General features: G+C 66.7%; 13 protein-coding genes. 6 read left to right on the forward strand and 7 right to left on the reverse strand.

The genetic code is table 11. The features are described 5' to 3' along the window. Positions 1-71: 71 nt before the first annotated feature. The 4 genes from IEQ11_RS02470 to IEQ11_RS02485 all read right to left on the reverse strand — a co-directional run bounded on the left by IEQ11_RS02470 (position 72) and on the right by IEQ11_RS02485 (position 6,111). On the reverse strand, positions 72-3,581 hold the full coding sequence (locus IEQ11_RS02470; protein ID WP_191822946.1) for an amidohydrolase family protein: 3,510 nt from the start codon (positions 3,579-3,581) through the stop codon (positions 72-74). A 416-nt stretch (positions 3,582-3,997) separates the two neighbouring features. After that, positions 3,998-4,954, reverse strand: coding sequence for a DegV family protein (locus IEQ11_RS02475; protein WP_191822947.1), 957 nt, complete (start codon positions 4,952-4,954; stop codon positions 3,998-4,000). Positions 4,955-5,054: 100 nt separating this feature from the next. Then, entirely contained in the window at positions 5,055-5,696 is a 642-nt protein-coding gene (locus IEQ11_RS02480; protein ID WP_191822948.1) for a 2-hydroxychromene-2-carboxylate isomerase, read from the reverse strand. 10 nt (positions 5,697-5,706) lie between these two features. Next, on the reverse strand, positions 5,707-6,111 hold the full coding sequence (locus IEQ11_RS02485) for a DUF1761 domain-containing protein (RefSeq protein ID WP_191822949.1): 405 nt from the start codon (positions 6,109-6,111) through the stop codon (positions 5,707-5,709). A 538-nt stretch (positions 6,112-6,649) separates the two neighbouring features. Between IEQ11_RS02485 and IEQ11_RS02490 the strand changes: the two genes are divergently transcribed. Continuing rightward, positions 6,650-7,021 (forward strand): hypothetical protein, encoded by a 372-nt coding sequence (locus IEQ11_RS02490; protein WP_191822950.1) that lies wholly within the window; start codon positions 6,650-6,652, stop codon positions 7,019-7,021. Between the two features lie 79 nt (positions 7,022-7,100). Next, a complete protein-coding gene (locus IEQ11_RS02495) occupies positions 7,101-7,385 on the forward strand; it encodes a hypothetical protein (RefSeq protein WP_191822951.1) in 285 nt (94 codons plus the stop codon). A gap of 87 nt (positions 7,386-7,472) precedes the next feature. Here IEQ11_RS02495 and IEQ11_RS02500 read toward each other — a convergent pair whose 3' ends face one another. Both IEQ11_RS02500 and IEQ11_RS02505 read right to left on the reverse strand, forming a co-directional pair. Continuing rightward, positions 7,473-8,774: an amidohydrolase family protein gene (locus IEQ11_RS02500; RefSeq protein ID WP_057920575.1), complete on the reverse strand. Its 1,302-nt coding sequence runs from the start codon at positions 8,772-8,774 to the stop codon at positions 7,473-7,475. After that, positions 8,771-10,228 carry an amidohydrolase gene (locus IEQ11_RS02505; protein ID WP_191822952.1) on the reverse strand — a complete coding sequence of 486 codons (1,458 nt, stop codon included), beginning with the start codon at positions 10,226-10,228 and terminating at the stop codon, positions 8,771-8,773. The genes IEQ11_RS02500 and IEQ11_RS02505 overlap by 4 nt, the downstream gene beginning before the upstream one ends. A 163-nt stretch (positions 10,229-10,391) precedes the next feature. On the opposite strand from IEQ11_RS02505, the gene IEQ11_RS02510 reads away from it, so the two are divergent. From IEQ11_RS02510 to IEQ11_RS02520, 3 genes are all read left to right on the forward strand, one after another. Beyond that, positions 10,392-11,168, forward strand: a complete 777-nt coding sequence (locus IEQ11_RS02510) for an AMP nucleosidase (protein WP_036102821.1) — start codon at positions 10,392-10,394, stop codon at positions 11,166-11,168. 362 nt (positions 11,169-11,530) lie between these two features. Continuing rightward, positions 11,531-12,100: a lysozyme inhibitor LprI family protein gene (locus tag IEQ11_RS02515; RefSeq protein WP_052756621.1), complete on the forward strand. Its 570-nt coding sequence runs from the start codon at positions 11,531-11,533 to the stop codon at positions 12,098-12,100. A 503-nt stretch (positions 12,101-12,603) separates the two neighbouring features. Next, positions 12,604-13,161, forward strand: a complete 558-nt coding sequence (locus IEQ11_RS02520; RefSeq protein WP_191821335.1) for a DUF924 family protein — start codon at positions 12,604-12,606, stop codon at positions 13,159-13,161. 273 nt (positions 13,162-13,434) lie between these two features. Here the strand turns inward: IEQ11_RS02520 and IEQ11_RS02525 are convergent, their stop codons facing one another. Further along, positions 13,435-14,361: a glutaredoxin domain-containing protein gene (locus tag IEQ11_RS02525; RefSeq protein WP_036102586.1), complete on the reverse strand. Its 927-nt coding sequence runs from the start codon at positions 14,359-14,361 to the stop codon at positions 13,435-13,437. A 226-nt stretch (positions 14,362-14,587) separates the two neighbouring features. Between IEQ11_RS02525 and IEQ11_RS02530 the strand changes: the two genes are divergently transcribed. Then, the gene (locus IEQ11_RS02530; protein WP_425494659.1) at positions 14,588-15,373 is read left to right on the forward strand and encodes a polysaccharide deacetylase family protein; all 786 of its coding nucleotides are present in this window, start codon (positions 14,588-14,590) and stop codon (positions 15,371-15,373) included. Positions 15,374-15,420: the final 47 nt, after the last annotated feature.

The following is a 15,420-nucleotide window of genomic DNA, read 5'->3' on the forward strand; positions in this document are numbered from 1 at the left end:
GCGCTACGAACCGGCGCTTGAACGCAAACCGGCCGTAGCGACCCGAGCGGGCGCGTTACCGCGCCACCCCATCACTCCTCATCATGATCGTGCGCCTCATGCGGCCCATGCCCCTTCGGGCAATGGCATACCGAGGTCGGACCGAACTCGGTGCCGAAGGTGCGGCCGTCGCGATGGCGCTGCCAATAGAAATTCGGCGCCTTCTCGGCCTGGTTGCCCAGTTCGGCCATATCCGCGTCGACGTCGAACAAACGTCCGTCGACCATCACGTAACGCGTGTCGATGGTCGCGCGGATGTTCTCCAGCGGGTTGCTGTTAAGCACCACCAGATCGGCCTTCTTGCCGGTTTCCAGCGAACCCAGCTGTTTGGACATGCCCAGGTAATCGGCGCCGTCGATGGTCGCCGCGCGCAGCGCTTCGAAATTGCTCATGCCGCCCTGGGTCAGCATCCAGATTTCCCAGTTCGCCGACAGGCCCTGCAACTGGCCGTGGCCGCCGACCTGGATCTTGATGCCCGCATCGCGCAGCTTCTTGACCGACTTGGCGACCTGGATATGCCAGTAATCCCAGTCCGGCGCGGTCTCGCGGCGGATCGAGCGCGCGTCCAGGGTTTCGCGCGGGAAGAAGCGGTTGAGCTTCTTGTCTTCCCACACGTTGTCGCGCGCGTACCACCAGTATTCGCCGGACAAACCGCCATAGCTGACCACCAGGGTCGGCGTATTGCGCACGTCGGTCTGCCGCCACAGTTCGACCACGTCCTTGTACAGCGGCGCGACCGGGATGTTGTGTTCGATGCCGGTGGCGCCGTCGAGGATCATCGGCAGGTTGTGGTTGAAGGTCGAACCGCCTTCCTCGACCACCAGCATGTTCAACTCGCGCGCGGCCTGGTTGATCTGCTGGTGCTGCTCGCGCCGCGGCTGGTTGTAGCTCTTGACCGAGAACGCGCCGTTGGCCTTCATCCGCCGCAGGTGACTGCGCGCGTCGTCGATCGAGTTGATCACCGCCTTGAAGTCGCCGTCGGCGCCGTACAGGATCGTGCCGGTCGAGAACACGCGCGGGCCGACCATCTTGCCGGCCTTGAGCAATTCGGCTTCGGAGAACACGAACTCGGTGGTCGCCGAGGGGTCGTGCATGGTGGTGATGCCGAAGGCGAGGTTGGTGTAGTAGGCCCAGTTCTGTTGCGGCACCACGCCCTGGCCGAAATGCGCCGCGTGCGCATGCACGTCGATATAGCCCGGCAGGATGGTCTTGCCGCTGGCGTCGATGCTGCGCGCGCCGGCCGGCACGCTGACCGACGCGCTCGGGCCGACCGCGACGATCTGGTCGCCGCGGACCACCACGGTGCCGTCCTCGATCACTTCCTGATTCTTCTGCGCATCGCGCATGGTCACTACCCGCGCATGGGTGAAAGCGACCGTGTCGCTCGGCGCGTACACCGGCACGTCCAGGCCGATCGGGATGCCGCGCTCGTCGGCCGAAGGTTTCGCCGGCGTCGCCGGCGCGCCCGGCAAGAATGCGAACGCCTGATTGAGCGGGCGCGAGTAGTACTGATTGCCGACCATCCAGTGCAGCGACTTGGAATCGGCCGACCAGTGCAGATAGCTGCCGACATCGGCGCTGACCGGCGCGACCGGCAGGGCCTTGCTGTCCTTGCTCAATTCCACCGACGTGCCGGCGGTCATCAGCGGCGCTACATAGGCGTTGAACAGTTCGGTGAACGCCACCCACTTGCCGTCGGGGCTGATGCTGACCGAGTCGACGTACTTGAGGTTGAAGACTTCGCGTTCGTCCTCGCCGTTGAGGCCGACCGACATCAGTTTCTTCTTCAGCCCACTGCCGGTGAGGTAATACACGCGGCTGCCATCGGCGCTGAACTGCGGCGACTCGCCGCTGTTGGCCACGCGCACGGGGCGGCTGCCGTCGGCGTTCATTACGTAGATGCCGCGATCGACCGACCACAGGCTGCCGGTGAGTCCGCCGCCGCCGGTCTTGGCGTAGACGATGCGGCGCGCGTCGGGCGAGAAGCGCGGGCCGTAATAGAAGCCCTTTTCCTGAGTCAGGCGCTTGCTGCCGCCGCCGCCCGCGCCGGTCACGTAGATCGCGCTGAGCGCTTCGTCCGACCAGGTGGTGTACAGCAGCTTGCCGCCGTCGGCGCTGAAGCTGGGCTGGTATTCGTAGAGGTTGTCGTTGCCGGTCAGGCGCTCGGGCTTGCCGTCGGGCAGGCGCTTGCGCCACAGCTGGCCGACCGCGTGGAAGATCAGGGTCTTGCCGTCGGCGCTGGTGGCGACGTCGCGGATCATCTTCGGCGCGAAGCGGCCTTCTTCGAGCTTGTGTTCGAAGCGCAGCGGCTCGGCGACGGTCTGTTCGACCTTGGCCGCGAACGGAATCTGTTCGTGCTTGCCGTCGGCGATCGACACCCGCCACAGCTTGCCCTGCGCCCAGATCACCACCGATTTCGAATCGGGGGTCCAGTTGAAATTCGCGTACGGGCCGAAGATCGCCCACGCCTCCTGCATGTCGTGCGACAGCCCGTCCCACACCGGCCGCGCTTCGCCGCTGGCCAGGTCGAGGACGTGCAGCACCGACTTTTCGCGGATGCGTTTGACGAACGCCAGCGACTTGCCGTCGGGCGAGGGCTGCGGCCGAACCGCGCCGCCGCCGGTGTCGATCACCGTCGCGCTCTTGCCGCTCTGGCGGTCCAGACGCTTGATCGCGTAGATCGTGCCGTGCGGGTCCTTGTTGTACTGGAAGGTCGGGCCGCCGCTGACGTCTTCGGAGTAATAGACGTAGCGTCCGTCCGGCGACACCGCCGGTTCGCCGAGGTCCTGCTGGTCGTTCTTCTGCTTGGTCAGCTGCAGCCCGCCGCCACCGCCGGCGGCGTGGTAGATCCACAGCTCGCCGGCGCCGAGCGAGCGTTCGCCGGTGAAATGCTTGCGGCCGATCAGGAACTGGCCGTCGGGCGTCCACGCCGGATTATTGAGCAGGCGGAAGTCTTCCTTGGTGACGGCGGTGGCGTTGCTGCCGTCGGCCTTCATCCGCCACAGGTTGTTGCCGCCGCCGCGGTCGGAGGTGAAGGCGATCTCGCGGCCGTCGGGCGAGAAGCGCGGTTGCACGTCCCAGGCCGGGCCGCTGGTGATGCGACGCGCCTGACCGCCGCCGATCGGCAACAGATAGATGTCGCCGAGCAGGGTGAAGGCGATCTGGCGGCCGTCGGGCGAGACGTCCAGATCCATCCAGGTGCCTTCGTCGGTGTCGAAGGCGATCGACTTGGTCGGGCCGTGGGCGGCGTTGACGTCCCACTTCTTCTCGTCCTTGTCCTCGCCCTTGCCCACGCCCTTGGCGGTCCGCGCCGAGGCGCGCGCCGGGTCGGCGCCGGCGGGCTTGAGCGCGTCCTGCTCGAGCTGCGCGGCCGGCTTGTCGCCGTTTTTCTTGTCGCCCGCCTGGTTGTCGTCGCCTTGTTTGGCGTCGCCCGATTTGTCCTGGGGCGCGGGCTGCGGCGGAGTCTGTGCGTGCGCCGCGGTGGCGGACACGGCGGCGAGCGCGCTGGCGAGCGCGAGAACGAGCAGGCGGTGAGTGGGCATCGAGCGGCTACCTGGGGCTGACAAAGTCCGAGGCTAACCTGCGCGCGCGGGCGGGGCGTGGGCTGGAAGTCGTGGTTGGGGATGGATCGCGGTGGGGCTTGGCCTTCAGCGTCATCCTTCAAGAACGTCATTCCCGCGAAGGCGGGTTCCGCTTTACTTCGGCGTAGCCGAACATCCAGAGCCTTCAGCGCCATCTTTCAAGAGCGTCATTCCCGCGAAAGCGGGAATCCAGAGCCTTCAGCGCCATCTTTCAAGAACGTCATTCCCGCGAACGCGGGAATCCAGCGACTTCAAGCGTTCTCGCACGAAAGGCACTGGATTCCCGCGTTCGCGGGAATGACGGTAGGTGAGTACGCTGCATCCGAATCACGAATCACGAATCACGAATCACGAATCACGAATCCAAAACCACCCACTCACCCAGCAAAATCCGCCTTCTCCGCCGCAAACCCCACCACCAGCGCACCCTTGCCGACATTGACCATGCCGGTCAGGCTCATCACGCTTTCGAACAGTTCGACGTTGTTGTCGCGGCAAACCGTGCGTAGGCGCTCGTACCCGGGCACCGCGCGCAACTCGGCCAGTTCGCCGCCGTAGCTCAGGCATACGGTCGGAGTCAGCAGGCCATCGCCGCCGCTCGCGCCGGCCTTGCGCGCGGTGAATTCGAGCAGTTTCTGCGCGGCGTTTTCGTAGCCCTTGATCTTCGCCACCGGCCCGGTTTCGCCGCGGTTGCAGTGCAGCACCGGCTTGATGTCGAGCGCGGTGCCCAAGGTGGCGCTGAGAAAACTCACGCTGCGATCGCCGCGCACGCGGGTGCGCGCGCGCAGGTAGTTGAGGTCGCGCGGAATCAGATAACCGTGGGTGTGCAGGGCCAGATGCTCCAGCCGCGCGCGGATCTTCGGCGCGCCCTCGCCGGCGTCGCGCAGGCGCACCGACTCGACCGCGGTGATGCCCTGGGCCGCGAACAGGTTGAGCGTGTCGATCACCCGCAACGCGAACGGCGTGTTGATCCCGGCCGCGCTGCGCACGGGACGGTAGTCGTTGAGGATCGCGAAGCTGGCCTGATTGGCGTTCTCGTAGACCGGGCTGCGGGTCTTGGTGATCGTCATGCAGAACACGTAGTCGTATTCGATCGCGAACTGGCTGACGAACAGGTCGCGGATCTGCTGCACCGAGAACGGGGTGGTCTCGGCTTCGAAACCGCGCTCGGCCAGATGCGTGTTCAGGAACTGCAGCGTGGCTTCTTCGTTGCGGTGGTCGGCCAGCACCGCCTGGCCGATGCGTACCGTGATCGGTAGCAAATGGATGCGATTGCGTTGCAGATACTCCAACGGCAAATCGCAAGCCGAATCGACGACGAGTCCGATGCGCATGGTCCCCCCCGGGTCGTGGCGCGTGGCGGTAAATGTGACCGCAGCATACCTTTTCGGGTCCGGTGTCACCGTCGGCGCGGTGCCTGATTTGCGGTCGGGTTCAGGCTCGGCGCTGAATGCCGACAGGCAGCCGTTGCAGGCGTTGCATTTCCGGATCGTCAAACAGTTCAGGATGTTGCAGTGCGTCAAGGGCGAAATCGTGTGCGTCGTTGCCCCAGAACAACTGCTTATCAATACTCAACGTTGGCACGCCGAATACACCGGCCACCAGAGCCGATTCGGTGTTGTCGCGCAGGGCCGCCTTGGTCGCGTCGCTGCCAATCGCGGCGGCGTCCGCGCCGAGGGCCTGGATGACCGGGTTCAGCGCTTCGACGCTGTCGCCCGCCTGCCCTTGCCGCCAGATCCAGTCGAAGATCGCATCGACCGCCTCGGGCGTGCTGCCGGCGACGATGCACAGCCGCAGCGCGGTCAGCGGATTGAACGGATGCGCCGGCGGGAAGCGCAGCGGCACGCCCTCGCGCCGGGCCAGCCACAGCACGTGCTGGTAGGTGAATTCGCGTTTGCCGCGGATCTCGGCCGGGCCTTTCTGGCCGTGCGCGGCGAGCACCGCGCCGAACGCGACCGGCACCAGCTCGATCGCGCGTTCGCGCGCGAGCGGGCGCAGCTTGTGCCAGTGCAGGTAGGCGAACGGCGAGATGAAATCGAAATACCAGCGCAGCGCGGGCGACTGAGATGCGCTCATGGTCGAGTCCTTATTTCCAGGCGCCGAGGATCACGCCGTAGAGGATGAACTGGAGGATGTGGTAACCGCTGTCGATCATCCACAGCTTGAGGCTGCGCTGGGCGAAGGCGTAGTTGATGCCGAAGCTCATCGACACGAAGAACACGCCGACGACGAAGCCGACCCCGAAGCCGTCGACCGCGTTGGCGCTGGGCGGCATCAGCATCGAGAAGATGGTCGCGGCCAGGAACGCGCAGACGATCGCGACGGCGAATACGCGGCCGGGGTGACCGGGCTTGGCATCGGGATCGACGCCGGCCTCGCGGCACCAGGCCTTCTTGAACAACGGGCCGTACCACAGGCCGCCGAGCAGGAAGGCCGACGCGGTGGCGGCGATGATGGCGAGCCAATTAAGTTGCAGCAAAGACAAGCTCATAAGCATTCCTCCGAAGCGAAAACACCGGCAGCACAATCAACTCGCAGAAAAGGCAAGCGCATAAGCATTCCTCCGAAACCAAAGCACCAGCAGTTCACTTAAGCCGCAGCAGCGACAAGCTCATGCGCGGCCGTCCGAAGCGAAACTCAATTAGCCGCCGCAAAGCCCACTGCCAGCCTGCCCACATCGTCATGCTGCAAACCCACACGCATCGACCACGCCATGCCGCGACCCGAAGAGCGCACCGCCGGCAGGACAACGCCGACAGGATACGCCGCCGCTCGCGCGCTGGCTCGGTCCGGGTGCGGTTCCGGCCGACGGAGCGCGATGCCCTGCGGTGAAATCGTGCGGGCCGCGCTATCGTGTGTTCGCCGTCGGCTGCCTGCTTCATGGCGAGCGCGCTTGCCAGCCGGCGTGCCATGCATGCACGGTGTAAGTCCGCCGTCGCATCGACCCTGCACCCATCGATGAGCAGTCGAGCGCTGTCCTTATATCCCTGCCGTCCTCGCGGACGGTTCGTTCCGAACCTCGAGCCGCAATGAAAAAACACGCGTACGCCATCGTCATCCGACTGTTCCTGTTCATCGCCCCGCTGTATGCGCTGCACCTGTTCGCGCTCAACGCGTTCGAGCAAGCGCGTCGGCAGGAGCATCACGGCGATACCGGGCTGGGCATCGCCATCGTGCTGGGCCTGGTGTCGTTGACGATGTTGCTGGGGTTCTTCATCGACTTCATCGTCCAGATCAAACGCAAGTGGCCGGCCGGCTATCTGACCGACGCACTCATTCTGTTGGCCTTGCTGATGCCGTTCGGCTGGTTCGCGTGCAATTGGTATGGGCTGGGCGAGAACGTCGCATGCAAGCTGCCGCTGAGCGGGTTCGGCGCCTTTCTGGAATGGATGAACCTGTAAGGCGCGATCGCGGGTTCCGGCCGACACCTTGCGCGGCCCGGTTCGACCGAAAGACGTAGGGACCGGAACAAGGTGGCGCATGCCGCGGCGGCAAAACCTCATCGACGCGATCGAACGCTACGACGACTGGGGCCGGCCGTGGGCGTTCTTCGATGCGGTGGCATCCGACGGATCGCTCGACGATGCCGATCGCCGCGAGTGGGCGATCGTATGGGCCGCGGTTTGCGATGAGCGGCTGTGGACGTCGGGCAGCCTGGGCGAGGCCACGGCTCAGGCGGAAATCGCCATCGCTTCGAGCATGCCGTGGCTATCCCCGCGCGCCTGTCGGCATTTGGCCAACGCCGCGGGGTACCAATGGCGTTAGCGAGAGCCGGTATCCGCTCGGATCGCGACCCGGCCGGCGCGATCGGCGCCGGCCGGACCCTCGATCCAAGACTTCAACTACGCGAGCTCAATTCCCCGACGGCGCCGAATACGCGCGCGGCAGGCCGTTGTCGGGACGCAGATAGCGATCGCGCAACTCGGTCTGGCGGCTGCGCATTTCGATCGCGCGTCCGTCCATCCACACCTGCAGCGCGACGCTGCTGACATCCAGCGGATCGGCGCTCCACAGCACCAGGTCGGCGCGCTTGCCCGGCGCGATCGAACCGACTTCGCCGGCCACGCCGAAGGCCTCGGCCGGCACCCGGGTCAGCCCGGCCAGGCCGGCGTCCCAGGGCAGGCCGGCGGCGACCGCGTTGCCGGCCAGTTGCCGCACCTTGCGCGCGTTGTGCGAGGCGCCGCCTTCGCTGAAACCGACCGCGACTCCGGCCGCCTGCAGCCGCGCGGCGTTCTCCATGCTCGCGCCGACCTGATCGAAATCGCTGGGCAGGTTGGACAGCGGATTGACGAACACCGGCACCTTGGCCGCCGCGAGTTGCGGCGCCAGCCGCCACGCTTCGCCGCCGCCGGCGATGGCGATGCGCAATTGGTGTTTCGCCGACCAGCGCAGCAGCTGGCGGATGTCGGCGGCGCGGTCGACGCCGAACACGATCCGGCCGCCGCCGCCGAAGTATTTCTGCAAGGCCGCGCGTCCGGCCGGGGTCAGCAGCGCGGCGTGGTTGTCCGGCGTGATGCGGCCGCGGCTTTCGTCGATCAGCTGATCCAGGATCATCCACTGCGCCGCGCGCGAGCTGCCGCTCAGGCCCAGGCCGTCCTTGCCCAGACGCACGAACAGCACGCGCGGGCCGATCGGATCGGGGCCGCCGTCGAGGCGTTCGATGCCGCCCTGACCGGCGACGATCGAGCCGCCGGTGGCGGTGCCGGCGCCGAGCAGGGTCCAGCCGATGCCTTCGATGCGCGCGACCGGGATCAGCACCGAATCGGGGTTGTAGGCCAAGGTCACGTCGAACTCCGGCCGCACCGTCATTTCCTTGGTGTCGGCGCCGAGCGCGACGGTCTGGTCGACCGTGGATTTTTCGCCGGAGACTTCCTCCAGGCCGATCTCGGTGATGCCGCCGAACAGGGTCGGCGTCAGCGGCCGGCCTTCGGCCTCGATCACCTTCACCCCGGCCGGCGCGCTCAGGCCTTTGCCGACCGCGCGCACCACGCCGTTGCCGACCAAGACGTCGGCGCGTTCCAGGGTGCCTTGCGCGGTCGCGGTATGGACCACGGCATTGCGGATCAGGACGTTCTGCGCGGACGCGGCGAAGCTGGCGCCCAACAACAACCCGGCGAACAGCGGCGCGCGCCGCAACACGGACACGCGGCTCATCGCACACCTCCGATCTGCGGAATCGTCTGCGCGGCCGGCTGGCCGAGCATGAAGTCCGACTTGGGCTGGCGCGACGGATCGGCGCGGTCGTAGATGCGCGCGCCGTCGATGTAGACCTGCTCGGCCTTGGCGTAAACGCTGAAAGGATTGCCGTTCCACACCACCACGTCGCCCATCTTGCCCGGCTCCAGGGTGCCGGTGCGCTCGCCGATGCCCAGCGCCTTGGCCGGGTTCTGGGTCAGCCAGCGGATCGCGCGTTCCGGCGCGATGTCGATGCCGGCCAGGCGCGCGTGCGCCATGACCTTGGCCGCTTCCTGGTTGAGCCGCTGGATGCCTTCCTCGGAATCGGAATGCACGATCGCGCAGCTTTTGGCCGGTCGGTCGACGATGGCGATGTTTTCCTGGATGCCGTCGAAGGCTTCCATCTTGAAGCCCCACCAGTCGGCCCACAGCGCGCCGCACACGTTCTCGGCGGCGAGGCGGTCAGCGATCTTGTACGCCTCCACGCCGTGGTGGAAGGCGGCGACCTTGAAGCCGAATTCCTTGGCCAGGTCGAGCATCGTGGTCATCTCGTCAGCGCGATAGCAGTGAATGTGGACCAGGATGTCGCCCTTGATCGCGCCGGCCAGGGTGTCGAGCTTGAGATCGCGCTTGCCGCCAGTGTCCTTCTCGCTGTCGGCGCCGTTGGCGGCGGTGGAGCTCTGCCACCAGCGCGACTTCTTCGGCGCGGCCGGCTTGGGCGTGGTCTTGCGCAGGTATTCGCTGGCGTCGATGAAGGCCGCGCGGTAGCCGGCGACGTTGCCCATGCGCGTGCCCGGCGAGGTGTTGCGGCTGCCGTAGACGCGCTTGGGGTTTTCGCCGCAGGCCATTTTCAGGCCCCACGGCGCGCCGGGGAATTTCATGCCCTGGTAGGTCGTGGACGGGACGTTCTTGAGGGTCACGCCGCGGCCGCCGATCAGGTTGGCCGAACCGGGCAGGATCTGCAGCGAGGTGATGCCGCCGGCCAGCGCGGCTTCGAAGCCCGGGTCCTGCGGCCAGATCGAATGCTCGGCCCACACGTTCGGGGTGACCGGGCTGGTCATTTCATTGCCGTCACTGTGCGCGCCCACGCCGGGGCTGGGGTATACGCCCAGGTGCGAATGGACGTCGATGATGCCCGGGGTCACCCACTTGCCGGTCGCATCGACCCGGGTGGCGTCGGTCGGCGCGTCCAGCGCGGTGCCGACCGCGACCACCTTGCCGTCCCGCAGCAGCACGTCGGCATTGTCCAGGCGCTGGCCGGTGCCGGTGAGGACGGTGGCGTGCTGCAGCAGCACCGGGCCGCCGGCGAGCGGCTTGTAGGTGCTGGGATACGGGTCCTGGGTGTAGCGCGAAGGTGCGGGCGCGGGCGTGGCGGCCTGCACGGCGCCGGCAAGCAACGCCAGGCCGAAGCCGGCCAAGAGCGGTCGGAGCATGGATGTCCCCATGGAAGGCAAGCACAAGGCGAGCGGAAAACGTGCGGAAGGTGGTCGAAACCGAACTTTGGAACCGTAACGGCCGGTTTCGCCGCTGCCAACCCTGACTAAGGTCATGGGCGGTGCGACAATGGCCGGACAACAACAAGAACAGGCCAACAGCATGAAAGACAAAGAACAGATCGTCGAAAACTGGCTGCCGCGCTACACCGGCGTGCCCCTGGACCAGTTCGGCCAGCACATCCTGCTGACCAATTTCGGCGGCTACCTCAATACCTTCTCGCGCCTGACCGGCGCGGAGATCGTCGGCCTGGACCGGCCGATGCCGAGCGCGACCTTCGACGGCATCACCATGATCAACTTCGGCATGGGCAGCCCGAACGCGGCGACGATGATGGATCTGCTGTCGGCGATCATGCCGCAGGCGGTGTTGTTCCTGGGCAAGTGCGGCGGGCTCAAGCGCAAGAACGAACTGGGCGATCTGGTCCTGCCGATCGCGGCGATCCGTGGCGAAGGCACCTCCAACGATTACCTGCTGCCGGAAGTGCCGGCGTTGCCGGCATTCGCGCTGCAGCGCGCGGTCTCGACCATGATCCGCGACCTGGGTCACGACTACTGGACCGGCACCGTCTACACCACCAACCGCCGGGTCTGGGAACACGACGAAGCGTTCAAGGAACGGCTGCGCGCGATGCGCTGCATGGCGATCGACATGGAAACCGCGACCGTGTTCGCCGCCGGTTTCGCCAACCGCATCCCGTGCGGCGCGCTGCTGCTGGTGTCGGACCAGCCGATGATTCCCGAGGGCGTCAAGACCGAAGCCTCGGATGCGAAGGTCAGCGCGAGCTTCGTCGATACGCATATCAACGTCGGCATCGAAGCGTTGAAGTTGATTCGCCGGCATGGCAAGTCGGTGAGGCATTTGCGCTTCGACGAGTGAGGTGTGCTGGACGGCCCTCACCCCGGCCCTCTCCCGCAAGCGGAAGAGGGAGGAGTGCTGCGCGAACTGTCTAACGACTGCCGCCACGCAAAAATCTCGTCAAACACGTGGCGACGATCACCTCCCGCTCCGCTTCATAGCCCCTCTCCCGCTTGCGGGAGAGGGGTTGGGGTGAGGGCTCCAAGTGCCGACGCGGCCGCCTGATTTCGCCGCCAACCCGTGCTTGCGACAGCCTGAATCGTTTACCCCTGTCACAAAGAAAATCCCTATATTTATAGGGGTTTTGCGACGCACGGCACGCGACATCGCATGGCCTGAGACCTTCGAAGACGACACTGTGGACCAAGGCCGGAGGACAGGTCATGGAACAGTTGATCTTCACCATCATCGGCGCCCTGCTCACGTGGGCGTTCTACTTCATCCAACGCATCGCCGAACGTCGCGGCACCGTCGACGCGATCGAGCGCGGCAAACAGTTGCTCGCGCTCAAGCAGGAACTCGACGGCGCGCACACCAGCGTCGAGGAACTGCGCCGGTTCGAAAACCGCCTGATCGGCAAGGCCGAAACCGCCGCGCGCATCGCCGACAACTACTTCGGCAAGGCTGAAGCGATCGCGCGCGACAGCGACGACGACGGGGTCAGCCAGGCCGATATGAGCCGGCATGCGATCGCCGAACTCGGGCGCGAGGAAGTGCGGCTGGAAGGGCTGGTCGCGCATCTGCGCAAGCAACTCGACAGCGACGGCCTGGCCGCGTTCGAACACGCGCATCAGGCGTGGCTGGCGTTTCGCGAAGCGCATGCGCGTTTCGTCTCGCAGTCGTACTCGGCCGGCTCGATCCGCCCGCTGATCTATGCGGTGACCATGGAGAGTCTGACCGTGGCGTGGATCAACGAACTGGAGACGCAGCTGGGCGAGGGTGAGGCGGGTTGATCGCGGATTGCGGTCGAAGCGCTTCGCCGCGAGATCGCGTGACTGTCGTTTTTGCCCGTCATTCCCGCGAACGCGGGAATCCAGCGACTTCAAACGTTCTCGCACGAAAGGCCCTGGATCCCCGCCTTCGCGGGTATGACGGCAGGGACGTTGCGACAGGTCGTGGCAGCCATCAAGCGTCGAGGCAACGCCCTTGATGAGGCAAGCTCCCACCATTGCCAGCCGCGTTTGCGACTGTAGGAGCGGCGCGAGCCGCGACCGCGAAACCACACATGCGTCGCAGCCGTGATGTCGCGGTCGCGGCTCGCGCCGCTCCTACAGTCGGGTTCGTCGCAACGTCTTCACTGATGGATTGCGTGGTGAAAGGAAGCGGCAGTGAGGGCTTGGCATTCATCGAGCGACAATGCGTGGTGCATTCGTGCGCGGCCGATCGGCCTGGGCGCGTCATGCCTCATTGCCCATTATTTGCTAGGGTTTCCTCATCACTTCCCGCGAGCCCCCGCATGCCCGTCACCGCCCAAGAAGTCGTCGCGTTCTGGCGCGACGCCGGTCCCGCCCGATGGTTCGACCGCAGCGACCATTTCGACCAGCAATGCCGCAGCGGCTTTCTCGAAGCGCACCACGCGGCCGCGCGTCGCGAACACGACGACTGGGTCGAACGCGACGCCGAATCGGCGTTGGCGCTGCTGATCCTGCTCGACCAGATCCCGCGCAACGTATTCCGCAACAGCGCGCATTCCTACGCGACCGATCCGCTGGCGCGGCATTACGCGCGGCGCGCGCTGGAACTCGGCCACGATCAGCGCATCGAGCCGGCGTTGCGGCCGTTCTTCTATCTGCCGTTCGAACATTCGGAGGCCATCGACGATCAGCGTCGATCGGTCGAACTGCATCGGGCCTTGCCGGCGAACGACGACGGCACCGATGCCGCGCAATGGGCGGTCAAGCATCTGCAGATCATCGAGCGTTTCGGCCGATTCCCGCATCGCAATGCAGAGCTGGGGCGACAGACCACGGCCGAGGAACAGGCCTATCTCGACGATGGCGGCTTCAAGGGCTGAGCGACGCGGCCGGCGATCCGCGTAATCGCATCGAAGCTCCTGTAGGAGCGGCGCGAGCCGCGACCGCGACACATCGGCTGTCGGCGAAAGTCCAAATCAAGCCCGTAATACCTCATATACCGCCCTTGCGCCGAGATGCGTAATTCGCGGTCGCGGCTTACGCCGCTCCTACAGGGGGCTGTCGAAGATTCGCGGCGCGTGTTGGATGAGGCGCAAACAAAAACGGCCGCGATGCCAGGCATCGCGGCCGTCGTTCAACGCGGTCGCGGCGGATCAGTACTTCGCGATCGATCCATCCAGATCGGCCCAGGCGTCGATGCCGCCGATCACGTTGTAGACCTGGGTGAAGCCCTGCTGGCGGAAGTGTTCGGCCGCCTGCGCGCTGCGCCCGCCGTGATGGCACAGGAACGCCAGCGGGGTGTCCTTCGGCAGCGATTCCAGCGCGTCGGTGCCGGCGTCGAAGGTGTCGAAGGCGACGCCGACCCGGGCGATCGCGCGTTCGTCGGCCGGACGCACGTCGACCAGGCGCAGGCTGCCGGCGCTCACGCGTTCGCGCGCCTGCTCCGGGGCGATCGACTGCACCGGCGGCGGCGCGTTGGGGTTGGTGATCACCAGGCCGCGGCCGCGTTCGTCGTCGGCCCAGTCGATCGACACGCCGTCGGCGCGGCGCGCGTTGATCCAGTCGGTCTGCACGCGCACGCCGTCGATCTCCACCGCGACCGCGTCGGCATCGACCGGCGCCAGCTGCAGGCGCACGTTGTGGCGCGCGTCGACCTCGAGCTGCACGGCGAAATTCTCGCCGGCGTTGGCGACCGCGTCGCGCAGCATCTGCGCCGCGGCCGGGGTGATGCTGAGCTTCGGCGGGCTGCGGTCCGGCGCGGGCAGGCCGAGCAGGCCGTGCAGTTCGCCGCTGCCGGCCATCTGCTCGATGATGTCGCTGCCGCCGACCAGCTGCGCGTCGATATACAGCTGCGGGATGGTCGGCCATTCGCCGTAGACCTTGATGCCTTCGCGCAGGTCCGGGTTCGACAGCACGTCGATGTGGGCGTAGCCCTGCGGCAGCAGCGCATTCAGCGCGCCGGCGGCCTTGGCCGAGAAGCCGCATTGCGGCGCGTTCGGCTCGCCCTTCATGAACAGCACGACGCGGTTGGACTGGAGCAGGGTTTCGATGCGCGAACGCAGGGCGGGATCGAGGGACATGGCGGTCTGTCTGGCGGGAATGAAGCCCACATGGGGGCGGCGCGAAGCCGCCGCAAGGTAGGATGCGGGAACGGCCGCGGCACGCGCGCGGTGCCGACGGTGCCGACTGTGCCGAATTGGCCCGCGCCGCCTCCAGGACGGCCCCTGCGCTTGTGAACGCTTGACGCCGTGCTTTGCTGTTCCCGATTCCCGATTCCCGATTCCCGATTCCCGAGCCCCCGCCCGCTTGATGAACCCGACCGTCGTCCATCGCCCGCCGCGCCGACCCTTCGTCTGGCTGTGGCTGTTCGCCGCCTCGCAGCTGGCCGTGATCGGGGTGTGGCTGGGCTTGGGTTGGCGGGTCGGACTGCCGGCGCTGCTGCTCACCCACGCGGTCATGTTCTGGGGCACCTTGTGGCCGCGCTCGCGTCTGTTCGGGCCGGTCCTGAGCCGCTTGCCGACGCGCGAGCGCGAGGTCTGGCTGACCATCGACGACGGCCCCTCGGCCGATACCCCGGCGATGCTCGACCTGCTCGATACGCATGCGGTCAAGGCGACGTTTTTCGTCGTCGCCGAACGCGCGCGCGAGCGGCCGGACCTGCTGGCCCAGATCGTGCAGCGCGGCCACGGCATCGGCCATCACAGCGCCGATCATCCTTCTGCGGCGTTCTGGCGGCTGGGGCCGTCGGCGATGCGGCGGCAGATCGTCGACGCCGACCGCACCTTGCGCGACCTGCTGCCCGGTTACCCACTGCGCTGGTTCCGCGCGGTGGTCGGCATGGCCAATCCGTTCACCGCGCGCTGGCTGCGCGATTGCGGGCTGGCGCGGGTGGCCTGGACCGCGCGCGGCTTCGATGCGGTCGCCGCCGACCCGGCCACGGTGGTGGCGCGGATCGAACGCGGCCTGTCGCCCGGCGCGATCGTGCTGATGCACGAGGGCGCGCGGCACGGCCGCAATGTCGAGACCATGGCGATGCTGCTGGCGCGCCTGCAGGCGCTGGGCTATCGCTGCGTGTTGCCGGTGGTGCGCTGACCGCGCCGGGAACGCGACGATGGCCCGAAGCCGCATCGCCATGATCG

The organism is Lysobacter capsici (assembly GCF_014779555.2).
In the GTDB taxonomy this organism is placed as follows: Bacteria; Pseudomonadota; Gammaproteobacteria; order Xanthomonadales; family Xanthomonadaceae; genus Lysobacter; species Lysobacter capsici.

Bases quoted from the DNA above. Each gene is read 5' to 3' on its own strand.
- IEQ11_RS02490 (WP_191822950.1), top strand. From the start codon at position 6,650: ATGAAAAAACACGCGTACGCCATCGTCATCCGACTGTTCCTGTTCATC.
- IEQ11_RS02505 (WP_191822952.1), bottom strand. From the start codon at position 10,228: ATGCTCCGACCGCTCTTGGCCGGCTTCGGCCTGGCGTTGCTTGCCGGC.
- IEQ11_RS02495 (WP_191822951.1), top strand. From the start codon at position 7,101: ATGCCGCGGCGGCAAAACCTCATCGACGCGATCGAACGCTACGACGAC.
- IEQ11_RS02520 (WP_191821335.1), top strand. From the start codon at position 12,604: ATGCCCGTCACCGCCCAAGAAGTCGTCGCGTTCTGGCGCGACGCCGGT.
- IEQ11_RS02485 (WP_191822949.1), bottom strand. From the start codon at position 6,111: ATGAGCTTGTCTTTGCTGCAACTTAATTGGCTCGCCATCATCGCCGCC.
- IEQ11_RS02515 (WP_052756621.1), top strand. From the start codon at position 11,531: ATGGAACAGTTGATCTTCACCATCATCGGCGCCCTGCTCACGTGGGCG.
- IEQ11_RS02475 (WP_191822947.1), bottom strand. From the start codon at position 4,954: ATGCGCATCGGACTCGTCGTCGATTCGGCTTGCGATTTGCCGTTGGAG.
- IEQ11_RS02525 (WP_036102586.1), bottom strand. From the start codon at position 14,361: ATGTCCCTCGATCCCGCCCTGCGTTCGCGCATCGAAACCCTGCTCCAG.
- IEQ11_RS02470 (WP_191822946.1), bottom strand. From the start codon at position 3,581: ATGCCCACTCACCGCCTGCTCGTTCTCGCGCTCGCCAGCGCGCTCGCC.
- IEQ11_RS02480 (WP_191822948.1), bottom strand. From the start codon at position 5,696: ATGAGCGCATCTCAGTCGCCCGCGCTGCGCTGGTATTTCGATTTCATC.
- IEQ11_RS02500 (WP_057920575.1), bottom strand. From the start codon at position 8,774: ATGAGCCGCGTGTCCGTGTTGCGGCGCGCGCCGCTGTTCGCCGGGTTG.
- IEQ11_RS02510 (WP_036102821.1), top strand. From the start codon at position 10,392: ATGAAAGACAAAGAACAGATCGTCGAAAACTGGCTGCCGCGCTACACC.